Source organism: Ruegeria sp. YTSC192 (genome assembly GCF_059609705.1).
In genome coordinates this window covers 20,239-32,341 of sequence record NZ_JBXWMG010000014.1, presented here as the reverse complement: position 1 = coordinate 32,341, position 12,103 = coordinate 20,239, and the positions used below count along the sequence as shown (strand labels likewise).

General features: G+C 59.0%; 12 protein-coding genes. 7 read left to right on the top strand and 5 right to left on the bottom strand.

Annotated features, from left to right (window positions below; genetic code table 11):
- The first annotated feature begins 100 nt into the window (after positions 1–100).
- Positions 101–484: a 50S ribosomal protein L19 gene (gene rplS / locus AC2FD8_RS17670; RefSeq protein ID WP_039541573.1), complete on the top strand. Its 384-nt coding sequence runs from the start codon at positions 101–103 to the stop codon at positions 482–484.
- Positions 485–495: 11 nt separating this feature from the next.
- Positions 496–717, top strand: coding sequence for a 50S ribosomal protein L31 (gene rpmE / locus AC2FD8_RS17665; protein WP_420586214.1), 222 nt, complete (start codon positions 496–498; stop codon positions 715–717).
- A gap of 71 nt (positions 718–788) precedes the next feature.
- Here the strand turns inward: rpmE and AC2FD8_RS17660 are convergent, their stop codons facing one another.
- On the bottom strand, positions 789–1,160 hold the full coding sequence (locus AC2FD8_RS17660) for a VOC family protein (protein ID WP_496858296.1): 372 nt from the start codon (positions 1,158–1,160) through the stop codon (positions 789–791).
- 380 nt (positions 1,161–1,540) lie between these two features.
- Between AC2FD8_RS17660 and AC2FD8_RS17655 the strand changes: the two genes are divergently transcribed.
- On the top strand, positions 1,541–2,350 hold the full coding sequence (locus AC2FD8_RS17655; protein WP_496858294.1) for a division plane positioning ATPase MipZ: 810 nt from the start codon (positions 1,541–1,543) through the stop codon (positions 2,348–2,350).
- 3 nt (positions 2,351–2,353) lie between these two features.
- On the opposite strand, the gene AC2FD8_RS17650 is transcribed toward AC2FD8_RS17655, so the two are convergent.
- The 3 genes from AC2FD8_RS17650 to AC2FD8_RS17640 form a co-directional block, all read right to left on the bottom strand.
- Entirely contained in the window at positions 2,354–3,691 is a 1,338-nt protein-coding gene (locus AC2FD8_RS17650; protein ID WP_496858292.1) for a serine hydrolase domain-containing protein, read from the bottom strand.
- A gap of 81 nt (positions 3,692–3,772) precedes the next feature.
- Complete coding sequence (locus AC2FD8_RS17645; protein WP_496858290.1) at positions 3,773–5,029, bottom strand: adenylate/guanylate cyclase domain-containing protein; 1,257 nt, start codon at positions 5,027–5,029, stop codon at positions 3,773–3,775.
- 59 nt (positions 5,030–5,088) lie between these two features.
- A complete protein-coding gene (locus AC2FD8_RS17640; RefSeq protein ID WP_496858288.1) occupies positions 5,089–5,529 on the bottom strand; it encodes a MarR family winged helix-turn-helix transcriptional regulator in 441 nt (146 codons plus the stop codon).
- 57 nt (positions 5,530–5,586) lie between these two features.
- Here AC2FD8_RS17640 and hmgA point away from each other — a divergent pair, with 57 nt between their 5' ends.
- From hmgA to AC2FD8_RS17625, 3 genes are all read left to right on the top strand, one after another.
- On the top strand, positions 5,587–6,942 hold the full coding sequence (gene hmgA / locus AC2FD8_RS17635) for a homogentisate 1,2-dioxygenase (RefSeq protein ID WP_496858286.1): 1,356 nt from the start codon (positions 5,587–5,589) through the stop codon (positions 6,940–6,942).
- A 222-nt stretch (positions 6,943–7,164) separates the two neighbouring features.
- Positions 7,165–8,421: a fumarylacetoacetase gene (gene fahA / locus AC2FD8_RS17630; protein WP_496858284.1), complete on the top strand. Its 1,257-nt coding sequence runs from the start codon at positions 7,165–7,167 to the stop codon at positions 8,419–8,421.
- A gap of 88 nt (positions 8,422–8,509) precedes the next feature.
- Positions 8,510–8,845, top strand: coding sequence for a DOPA 4,5-dioxygenase family protein (locus AC2FD8_RS17625; protein WP_496858283.1), 336 nt, complete (start codon positions 8,510–8,512; stop codon positions 8,843–8,845).
- Between the two features lie 6 nt (positions 8,846–8,851).
- On the opposite strand, the gene AC2FD8_RS17620 is transcribed toward AC2FD8_RS17625, so the two are convergent.
- Positions 8,852–10,480 carry an acyl-CoA synthetase gene (locus AC2FD8_RS17620; RefSeq protein ID WP_496858281.1) on the bottom strand — a complete coding sequence of 543 codons (1,629 nt, stop codon included), beginning with the start codon at positions 10,478–10,480 and terminating at the stop codon, positions 8,852–8,854.
- 222 nt (positions 10,481–10,702) lie between these two features.
- Between AC2FD8_RS17620 and AC2FD8_RS17615 the strand changes: the two genes are divergently transcribed.
- Complete coding sequence (locus AC2FD8_RS17615; protein WP_496858279.1) at positions 10,703–12,094, top strand: aminotransferase family protein; 1,392 nt, start codon at positions 10,703–10,705, stop codon at positions 12,092–12,094.
- Positions 12,095–12,103 lie beyond the last annotated feature (9 nt).

Below are 12,103 nucleotides of genomic sequence, written 5' to 3'. Positions count from 1 at the left end.
GACCTCTGGCGGGCTGTTCGCAGGACCCGGTGAAGACCAAGAGCTCTCAGCCCGTGCCCAAACTTCGTGGACCAACCACGAGCAGATAGGAGTGAATGCGATGGACCTGATCGCACAGCTTGAGGCGGAACAGATTGCCGCCCTGGGGAAAGACATCCCCGATTTCAAAGCCGGTGACACCATCCGTGTCGGCTTTAAAGTGACCGAAGGGTCGCGTACCCGTGTGCAGAACTACGAAGGCGTCTGCATCGCACGCAAAGGTGGCAGCGGCATCGCCGGTTCGTTCACCGTTCGCAAGATTTCGTTTGGCGAAGGCGTGGAGCGTGTATTCCCGCTGCATTCGACCAACATCGACAGCATCACCGTTGTCCGCCGTGGCCGCGTCCGTCGCGCCAAACTGTACTACCTGCGTACCCGTCGTGGTAAATCCGCACGTATCGCAGAGGTCACCAACTACAAGCCCAAGGCTGGCGCCGAGGCGTAAGGAGCGGAAAGATGAAAAAAGACATCCATCCCGATTATCACGTCATCGACGTCAAACTGACCGATGGCACCGTGGTTCAGATGAAATCCACCTGGGGCGCCGAGGGCGACCAGCTGGCTTTGGAAATCGACCCCTCCGTGCACCCCGCATGGACCGGTGGCGGCGCACGCCTGATGGACGCCGGCGGCCGCGTGTCGAAGTTCAAGAAGAAATACGAAGGTCTGGGTTTCTGAACCCTGCCCCGTTCACATTCGAAAGGCCGCTCAATCCCGAGCGGCCTTTTTCTTTGGTGCAACCAAGTTTTTTAGCCGAAGACGTAAAAGCACAGCTTGTTGCCATCCGGATCCCGCACATATGCGCCGTAAAACCGATCCGGCACACGCTGCCCGGGCTCGCCCTCATCGGTTGCACCCAGGCTGATCGCCTTGTTGTACAGGATTGAGACCGCTTCTTTGCTGTCTGCCGGAAAGGACAGCATATTGCCGTTGCCAGCCGCACAGGTATTGCCGTCATAAGGTTCGCACACGGCCACCATCGGGGCGGTCGGATCGTTACCGATAAAGGCAATACGCCCTGCATCAATCAGAACCTGCGCGCCCTTGTCGGCAAACAGCCCAGTGTAGAATTCCTTGGCCTTGTCCATGTTGGAAACACCAATGGTTGCGTATCCGATCATTTGCGGACTCCTTTTTTTCGAATGATGAGCAATTTTCGGGGCATAGTCAGTCAGGTGACCGGGGCATACAAATCACGAAACCGGCATCGATTGCAGGCCCGCCCGGCGCGCCACTGATGGTTAGCGCCATGCTGGAAACCCTCAGACCCAGCTCGCAAAACCTGCGCGGATTCCCTGACTGCACAGCGGATCACTGCAAAAACAGGGCAAAAGCCGGGAAAAGCTATGCAACGCACCCCCCCAGCGGCGCGCTGTTTTCCAAATTAGAGCCTGATATTGATCGAAACAGCGCCCAGAGGTTCTTTTCTTCCCCGCCGACACAACATATAGTGGCCGACAACAACGTGTGGACAAACACGGCAGGGCTTGGGAACGACAGCATGGCACATATCATCGTGGTGGGGAACGAAAAGGGCGGCGCAGGCAAATCGACCGTTTCCATGCATGTGGCCACCGCTCTGGCGCGTCTGGGCCGCAAGGTCAGCACGCTGGACCTGGACCTGCGCCAGCGCAGCCTGGGCCGTTATTTCGAAAACAGGTTGAACTTTCTGAACAGCGCTGAGGCGACCCTGCCCAGCCCGCGTCACCACGACCTGCCCGAAATCGACGCCAGCACACTGAAACCGGGCGAGAACATCTATGACCATCGCCTTTCGGCGGCTGTTTCACAGCTTGAGAATGACAGCGATTTCATCCTGATCGACTGCCCCGGCTCGCACACCCGCCTCAGCCAGGTGGCGCATTCACTGGCCGATACGTTGATCACGCCTCTGAACGACAGTTTCATTGATTTCGACCTGCTCGCGCGGATTGACTCCAAGGGTGAGAAGATCCTCGGCCCGTCGGTCTATTCCGAAATGGTTTGGAACGCGCGGCAATTGCGGGCGCAGGCTGGCTTGAAGCCGATCGACTGGGTCGTCGTGCGCAACCGGGTCGGCACCCAGCGCATGGTCAACAAGGAAAAGATGCAACGCGCGATCGAGATGCTGTCGCAACGCATCGGGTTCCGCGTCGCCTCGGGCTTTTCCGAGCGGGTCATCTTTCGTGAGTTGTTCCCCCGTGGCCTGACTTTGCTGGACCTCAAAGATATCGGCGTCAAACAACTGAACATCTCGAACATCGCCGCGCGTCAGGAACTGCGCGACATGATGCGCGAGTTGAACCTGCCGGGCGTCGAGATCGACTTTTAGGCGTCAGTCGCCCAGCGCGGTGATCAGAGCCTTGGCCAAAGGCAGTGGCGAGTATCCCAACCGCGACGGTGTCAGCCCCAATCGCACCACGACCATATTCTGCGAAGGGAAAATCCCGACGGATTGACCGTCATGTCCCTGCAGCCAGACGGTGTCTTCGAACTGCGGCTCACCACGTGGGCCGTCCAGCCACATATGCCCTTTGGCATAGGCCCCATCCGAAATGGCCACAGGTTCGAACATCCAATCGGTATAACCTACGGGCAATATCTGTCGCCCCTTCCACACGCCGCCTTGCAGCAGAAACTGCCCAAAACGCGCCCAGTCGCGCGCCGTGGCGTACATGTAGCTTGAACCCACGAATGTATCCGCCCCATCGGTCTCCATCACAGCTGAGTGCATGCCCAGAGGATCGAACAATGCTGTGCGGGGGTAGCCGAGGTCGCCCTCTTCAAGCTGGCCCTGCCACACACGCGACAGAACTGTAGACGTGCCCGAGGAATAGCTGAACTCGGTCGCGGTAGGATAGGCGGCGGGGCGCCCGGCGGCGAATTCAACCATGTCATCCTTGAGATACAGCATCCGCGTCACGTCCGAGACGTCGCCATATTCCTCATCCCATTGCAGGCCGCTGGACATGGCCAGCATGTCCTCGACCGTGATGTCACGGCGCGAGTCTTCGGCCCAATCGGGGAAGACATCCGTCAGGTCATCGCCCAGCGCCATGTCGCCCGATTGGATCAGCGTGCCAATCAGCCCTGCGGTGATCGTTTTGGTCATGGACCAGCCCAACAGCGGGGTTTCGGCGTCAAAGCCATCAGCATAAGCCTCGGCAATGATGCGTCCGTCCTTGACAACCACGACAGCGCGGTAGCCTTCGCCCAGCAGGGACGGGTCAGCCAGAGCGTCAGTCAGCTCGGGGTTTTGGGAAAGAACAACCTCGTTTCCATGCGGCCAAAGGCCGTTCGGCATGGGCGCGGGTTCAGGCAGCGCATGATCTGCAAGCTTTGTCGCGTGAACATTGGTGCATCCCAAACCGGGGCGATACTGGGATGTAGCCGGAGCAAAGAAGCGAAACATCCGCGCCTCAACCGATTGGCCCTGTTCGTCTACGCTGACCGAGACCTGCTTCAGCAAGGGATGCCCCGGCGCTTGTACGTCGCTTTGCAGCACGGTCTCGGCATCGCGCCCGGCAAGGAACACGTTCGAACAGACGATCTTGGCCGAATAGTTTGTGCCCACCTTCAACAAATCCGGTGGCGCAATCCACAGGTAACCGCCTGCTGCGACAACAGCCAGCGCCAATGCGCCCGCCGCGTATTTCAGAACCTTCCCGAACATGCGCCCCCTTCGGACCTTTACGGCCCGCCTCTTTTGTTCACTTGATCCGAGGGTTTCACCACCGCGCGCACTGCGCCACCGTTACGTTGCGTTCTTGACCGCGGCCTCGCCCGGGGCCGCCGCTGGGCTGTATATCGTAAACAGCTCTTTCGGTTCATTCACACCGCGCAACATGTAGCGCCCGACCGAGATCAGCTCCTGCGCGCAGGGCCGGGCGGCGCGGGCGACGTCATCGGAAACGAGTATTCTCTGGCCCAAGGACCGGTGCATCCCGGCGATCCGGGCGGCCTGATTGACCGCCGGACCGATCACGGTGAAATCCAGTCGGGTTTCGGACCCGATATTTCCGTAAAGGATCTCACCGGAATGCAGCGCCAGAGTGAAATTCGCCACCCTCTGCCCATTCGCCAATCTGCGCGCGTTCAACTCCTCCATCCGGCTTTGAAGCATCGGCACAGCGGCCAGAGCTGCGCGCGCATCAGCGTCGATCTCGCCCACGTCGAACATGGCCATCAGCCCGTCACCCATGAACTTCAGAATGTTGCCGCCATTGTCATGCACCACACCCACGGCAACGGCCAGATAGTCATTCAGCATGTCGATGATCTCGTGACCCGGCATATCCTCGGACAGGGTGGTGAACCCTTCGAGGTCGAAATTCCAAATCACCGCATCAATCTGCTGCAGCGACCCGCGACGGATTTCGCCGGACAGCACACGCCGCCCCGCGTCACGCCCCAGGTAGACGCGCATCAGGTCCTTGGCCATGGTCTGGTTCTTGGCCGATTTCAACGCAAGTCCAAGATGCGGAAGCGCAACGTGTATTTTCCCCAGATCGCTGTCATCGAAACCGGTCGGGGCGTCGCTGGTCCAGGACATCAGCACCCCGTCACCGATCTTTTTCTCGCTGGCCGGACGCACCTGTTCAGAGCGTTCAAACGACACGCCCGTTGCGTAGTAATCCGTCGCCCCGATCTCGCGCAGGTCATTCAGCAGAGGAAACCGGCTGGGTTCGTTCTGGTCCACCAGCCGCACGCGCAACTCTTCCATATCCTCATGCAACAACGCATAAAGAGGGCTGCGTTGCCAGACCTCGCTTGGGGTGTCGGTGTTTGCGAACCGCTCGGATTCTCCGCCCGTGTCCCGATGCCAGCTATACCCGGTGCCGCCATAAAGCGGGTGCAGCGTCGATTGCGCCGCATGGAATCGCATCAGGGGAAGGCCCAGATCAATCAGGCGGTTGCAAAAGCCTTCCAACAATTCTTCCTGACCTGCGCCCTCAAGCCCTTTGGAAACGAGCCAGTCGATAAGTTCAATGATGGGGTCTGAAGAGGTCATAGGAGAGTCCGTGGCAATACTTCCCTGAATGTGGGTTGTGTGATTGAAATTACCAGACCTTACACCATCCCCGCCAGCCGTCGCAGCATTTTCCTCAGCAGGGCGGCCTCTTCTTCCGAAAATGCGCCAGCCAGTTTCGCATCATAGCGCTCAGCGATACCGCTCAACTCGCGATAGACGGTCTGACCGGCAGGTGTCAGCGTCAGCCATTCGACCCTTCGGTCGTCCTCATCCCTTGTGCGTTTGAGGTAGCGGTTTTGTTCCAGCTTATGAACCGCGCGGCTGATCTTGGTTTTGTGCAGCTTCGCACGCGTGCCGATCTCTTTCGCGGTCAGAGAGCCGAAGACACCCAGATGAAACAGCACCCGCCATTCGCTGCGCAGCATGCCATAGCGTTCCTTGTAAAGGCGCTGAAACTCTAACGAGGCTGCCTCGGCCGCCTGATTCAGCAAAAACGGCAGAAAATTCTGCAGATCAAAATCGTCTTTTTCGTGGGTCATGCTTGTTAGTTACAAAAACAACTAATATCTCACAAGCAGAAAACCGAGGAGTTCACGATGTCCCAAAAGACTGAACCGCATGGTCTGACGCAGGCTGTCACACCTGTCGGAACGCATCCCGGCTATATGCCGGGCTTCGGCAATGATTTCGAAACCGAAGCGCTGTCCGGCGCGCTGCCACAGGGTATGAACAGCCCGCAGCGATGCAATTATGGCCTCTATGGCGAACAGCTCAGCGGCACGGCGTTCACCGCAGATCGTCCGGAACGGACGTGGTGCTACCGCATCCGCCCGTCGGTCAAACATTCGCATCGCTATGAGAAAATTGACCTGCCCTACTGGAAATCCGCGCCTTGTATAGACCCGGATGTAATCAGCCTGGGCCAGTATCGCTGGGACCCGGTTCCGCATTCTGACACCCCTTTGACCTGGTTGACCGGCATGCGCACCATGACGACGGCAGGGGATGTGAACACGCAGGTCGGCATGGCCAGCCACGTCTATCTGGTCACCGACTCGATGGTGGACGACTATTTCTTCTCGGCCGATTCCGAGCTGCTGGTAGTTCCGCAAGACGGTCGCCTGCGCTTTGTGACCGAGCTTGGGATCATTGATCTGGAGCCGCAGGAAATCGCGATCCTGCCACGTGGGCTGCTCTACCGTGTCGAAGTACTGGAAGGTCCGGCACGCGGGTTTGTCTGTGAGAATTACGGGCAGAAATTCGAACTGCCAGGGCGTGGACCGATCGGTGCCAATTGCATGGCCAATCCGCGCGATTTCAAAGCCCCGGTTGCGGCATTCGAAGACCGAGAGGTTCCCTCAACCGTGACAATCAAATGGTGCGGGCAGTTCCACGTCACTCAGATCGGTCACAGCCCGCTGGACGTGGTGGCCTGGCACGGCAATTATGCGCCCTACAAATATGACCTACGCACCTATTGCCCGGTCGGCGCAATCTTGTTCGACCACCCGGATCCGTCGATTTTCACCGTCCTGACGGCCCCTTCGGGCCAGCCCGGCACGGCCAATATCGATTTCGTCCTGTTCCGCGAGCGTTGGATGGTGGCCGAGGATACGTTCCGACCGCCGTGGTACCACAAGAACATCATGTCCGAGCTGATGGGCAATATCTACGGCCAGTATGATGCCAAACCGCAGGGCTTTGTTCCCGGTGGCATGAGCCTGCACAATATGATGATCCCGCACGGACCGGACCGCGAAGCGTTCGAAAAAGCCTCAAACGCCAATCTGGGGCCGGACAAGCTGGATCACACCATGTCCTTCATGTTCGAAACCCGCTTCCCGCAGCATCTGACCGCTTTTGCCGCGACCGAGGCCCCTTTGCAGGACGACTATATTGACTGCTGGACCTCTCTTGAGAAAAAGTTCGATGGAACACCGGGGAAAAAGTGATGGATGCAGGCTACATAGTCATTGCTGTTTTCTTGGGCTTCGTCGGCTTGTTTCTTTGGGGTCGGCGCGGACGCTGGAACGGTAAGCAAGACGACTACAAGCACAATCCTATGCCCGGTCACCGACAATACGGCTCATCCGACGAGGCTGGTCCAAGTGACTAACCGAGAGAAACACGTGCCCCGCCACGGGCCACGCTGGTAAAGACGACAAGGAACACCAATGACCCTTTTGAAATCCTGGGTTGCCTCGGCCAATGACGCGACCCATCCGTTTCCGTTGAACAACCTGCCCTACGGCGTATTTGCCCTTGGCGAAGAAGAGCCTAGATGCGGCGTCGCCATCGGCGATATGATCCTGGATGTCACCACGGCCGAGGCCGAGGGGCTGATCACCCTGACCGATGAGCCGCTGTTCGACCTGCCCTTCTGGAACCCTTTGATGGAACAAGGCCCCGCCGTCTGGGCCGCCCTGCGCGACCGCCTGACGGTGCTGTTGTCTGAAGGCGCGGCGGAGCAAGAGGCGGTGGAGCCCCTGCTGGTACCGCAAAGCGCGGTTGTCATGCATATGCCCTTCGCGGTCAGCGAATACACTGATTTCTACGCAGGCCGGCATCACGCCTTCAACGTGGGCTCGATGTTCCGGGACCCCGAAAACGCGCTGCCGCCGAACTGGCTTCATATTCCCATTGGGTATAATGGCCGGGCATCCTCGGTCATGGTGTCGGGTACGGATATCCGCCGCCCGTGGGGGCAGCTGAAGTCGCCCGATCAGGACAAACCCACCTTCCTGCCCAGCCGCCGCTTTGATTTTGAGCTTGAGATGGGGGCAATCGTTGGCACTCCGTCCGACGGCCCGATCTCGGTGCAGCAGGCGGACGATCATATCTTCGGCTACGTATTGCTGAACGACTGGTCCGCCCGTGACATTCAGGCATGGGAGTATCAACCCCTTGGGCCGTTCCAAGCCAAGGCCACGGCCACATCCATCAGCCCATGGATCGTGACCAAACCGGCGCTGGAGCCCTTTCGCTGCGACACGCCCGAGCGCGAATTCGAGTTGCTGGATCACCTGAAAGACTGCGGCCCGATGCTCTATGACCTGTCGCTTGAGGTGAAACTGGCCCCCGAAGGCCAGGCGGCGACCACAATCACCCGCACGAACTACAACGAAATGTACTATTCCGCCGCGCAACAACTGGCCCATCACGCCAGCTCGGGCTGCCCGATGAATACCGGTGATCTGCTGGGGTCTGGCACAATTTCCGGACCGACGCGCAACACCCGAGGCTCACTGCTGGAACTCAGCTGGGGCGGTAAGGACCCGTTGAACCTTGAGACTGGTGAGGTCCGTAGCTTCCTTGAAGACGGAGACACCCTAACCCTGTCCGGCTCTGCGCAGGGGGATGACTATACAATCGGGTTTGGGACCTGCCATGGCACTTTACTTCCAGCGCTGGAGGACCCCCTCAAACCCTGAGCCGCCGCACAGCACCTGTGTGCCGGTGTTGGTAGGATCGAGGGGAAAGACCGCCTAGGTTCATTGCATCCAAGCAATGAGGACCCCGATGTCTGAGATCACCGGCTACCACGCCCATGTCTATTTCGACGCCGACACACAGGATGTGGCGCAACACATCTGCGAAGAGGCGGCCCGCCTTTTTCCGGTGCAGATGGGACGCATGCACGCGCGCCCGGTCGGCCCGCATCCGAGGTCGAGCTGCCAGCTGGGCTTTGCCGCTGACGCGTTTGATCAGGTCATTCCGTGGTTGATGCTCAACCGGCAGGGCCTGACGATCTTCACCCATGCTGAAACCGGCGATCACCTGGCCGACCACCGGGATCACGCCGTGTGGATGGGTGAGCTTTTGGATCTGGACCTGTCGATCTTCGACAAGGCCTAGATCGTTTTAGCCCAACGCCCGCGCCTGATCCCGCAGCACGAATTTCTGAACCTTGCCGGTGGATGTCTTGGGCAAGGTTCCGAACACCACCGTCCTTGGCGCTTTGAAATGGGCCATGTTGTCCCGGCAGAACGCAATCAGATCGGCCTCGGTCGCACTGGCCTCAGGCTTGAGTTCAACAAAGGCGCAGGGGGTTTCACCCCATTTCTCATCCGGGCGGGCAACCACTGCGGCCTCCATGACGGCGGGATGCTTGTAGAGGACACCTTCAACCTCGACGGATGAGATATTCTCACCGCCTGAGATGATGATATCCTTGGAGCGGTCCTTTAGCGCGATATAGCCATCAGGGTGCATCACCCCCAGATCGCCCGAGGCAAACCAGCCGCCGTTGAAGGCCTTGTCGGTGGCGTCGGGGTTCTTGAGGTACCCTTTCATCACCACATTGCCCTGCATAAAGATCTCACCCATGGTTTCTCCGTCGGCGGGCACCGGCTCCAACGTTTCGGGATCGGCCACCATCAGGCCCGACAGCGCCGAATAGCGCACGCCCTGACGTACTTTCAGGGCGGCCCGTTCGGCGGCATCCTTCTGGTTCCACTCATCCTTCCAGGCGCAGACGACTGAAGGGCCGTAAGTCTCGGTCAGGCCGTAGACATGGGTCACCTCGACGCCCATTCCCTCCATCGCTTCGATTACGGCGGCGGGCGGCGGGGCACCGGCAGTCATCACCTTGATCTGGTGGTCGAAATCCTTGAGGGCGTCGGGGGCATGCGCCAGCATGTTCAAAACGATGGGCGCGCCGCAGAAATGGGTGACTTTCTCCTCTCGGAACGCGGCATAGATCGGTTCGGCCCGAACCGCGCGCAGGCAAACCGAGACCCCGGCATTCAGCGCCATGGCCCAGGGGAAACACCAGCCATTGCAATGGAACATTGGTAGGGTCCACAGGTAGACGGAATGTTTCGGCATACCCCAATCCAGCAGATCAGACTGCGCGTTCAGGGCCGCGCCCCGGTGGTGATAGACCACACCCTTGGGGTTGCCGGTCGTGCCAGAAGTGTAGTTGAGCGTGATCGCATCCCACTCATCTGCGGGCAGAGACCAGTCAAACTCCGGATCGCCTTCGTCCAGCAGGGCGTCATAGGTCACGCTGCCAAGGCGTTCACCGCCATCGAAGCTAGGGTCTTCGATATCGATCACCAGCAGGTCATGATCAACCTGCAGCAGCGCCTCTTTGACGACGGCGGAAAACTCAGGATCGACCAACAGCACCTTGGCCTCGGCATGGTTGAGGATGAAGGCGATGATCGGCGCATCAAGGCGCGTGTTGATTGCGTTCAGAACAGCGCCGACCATGGGAATACCGAAATGGGCCTCATAGAGTTCGGGGATATTGGCGGCAATGATCGAGACGGTATCCCCCTTGCCCACTCCACGGGCCGTCAGCGCGCTGGCCAGACGGCGGCAGCGTGCGTAGGTCTGCGCCCAGCTATAGCGGCGGTCTCCATAGACGACGGACGGATAATCGGGGTACACCGCCGCCGTCCTTTCGATGAAGCTGAGCGGGGATAGCGGCGTGTAATTCGCACGGCTCTTATCCAGATGACGCTCGTACATATTGGTTGCTTGCATCTGCCAGCCCTCTCAATTCGTGTATGTCGCGACTTGATCATAAACACAGTCCGCTGACAAACCCCTAGAAATACTCCGTTGGCCCGCTCTGGAGATACGATATCGCAACATCTGGCCCTATATTTGAAGGGCCATTCGAGGTGTTCTGAGCTATCGCAAATTCATGCTATTGTGGGAACGATCCCGCATCCTACACACCGCATCAGACTGAAAGGACATGTCATGGACGGCACGTTCAACGAAAACGATCTTTCCCGTGTGGTCGAGGCCGACCGCGCCCATATCTGGCACCACCTGATCCAGCATAAACCCTTTGAAACAAACGATCCTCGCATCATTGTCGAAGGCAAAGGCATGCGTGTCTGGGACCAGAAAGGCAAAGAGCATCTGGATGCGGTTTCCGGTGGCGTCTGGACAGTGAATGTAGGCTATGGCCGCGAATCCATCTGCAAGGCGGTCTATGACCAGCTGATGAAGCTGTGCTATTTCGCGAACACCGCAGGCTCGATTCCCGGTTCGATCTTCGCAGAAAAGCTGATCGACAAGATGCCAGGCATGAGCCGCGTATACTACACCAACTCAGGTAGCGAAGCGAACGAGAAGGCCTTCAAGATGGTGCGCCAGATTGCGCACAAGAAATACGGCGGCAAGAAAACAAAGATCCTGTATCGCGACCGCGACTATCACGGTTCGACGCTGGCGACCATGTCGGCAGGCGGTCAGGACGAGCGCACCGCGCAGTACGGCCCCTTTGCACCTGACTTTGTCCGCGTGCCGCATTGCATGGAATACCGCAAGCACGAGCTGGACGGCGCACCCGAGGAGAACTTTGGCGAGTGGGCCGCAGACCAGATCGAAGAGGTCATCCTGCGTGAAGGCCCCGACACCGTTGGCGCGCTGTGCCTTGAGCCGGTGACCGCAGGCGGCGGCGTGATCGAAGCACCCGAAGGGTACTGGCAGCGTGTGCAGGAAATCTGCAAAAAGTACGACGTGCTGCTGCATATTGATGAGGTCGTCTGCGGCGTAGGCCGGACCGGCACATGGTTCGGTTACCAGCAATACGGCATCAAGCCGGACTTCGTGACCATGGCCAAAGGCGTGGCTTCGGGCTATGCAGCCATTGCCGTGATGGTCACCACCGAAGAAGTCTTTGACATGTTCAAGGACGACGCGTCGGACCCGATGGGCTATTTCCGCGACATCTCGACCTTTGGCGGCTGCACCGCCGGTCCAGCGGCCGCGATCGAGAACATGCGCATCATTGAAGACGAGAACCTGCTGGGCAATTGCACCGACATGGGTGATCGTATGCTGGGCAACCTGCAGGCACTGATGGAAAAGCACAAGGTCATCGGCGACGTGCGTGGCAAGGGCCTATTCCTGGGTGCTGAACTGGTCACAGACCGGGCCACAAAGGATCCGATGGACGAGAAACGCGTTCAGGCGGTCGTAGCGGATTGTATGGCGCAAGGCGTCATCATCGGCGCTACCAACCGCTCGATCCCCAGCCGCAACAACACGCTGTGCTTCTCGCCTGCACTGATAGCAACGGCAGATGACATCGACCAGATCACCGACGCCGTCGACGGCGCGCTAGGGCGAGTGTTCGGGTAAAACACCCTA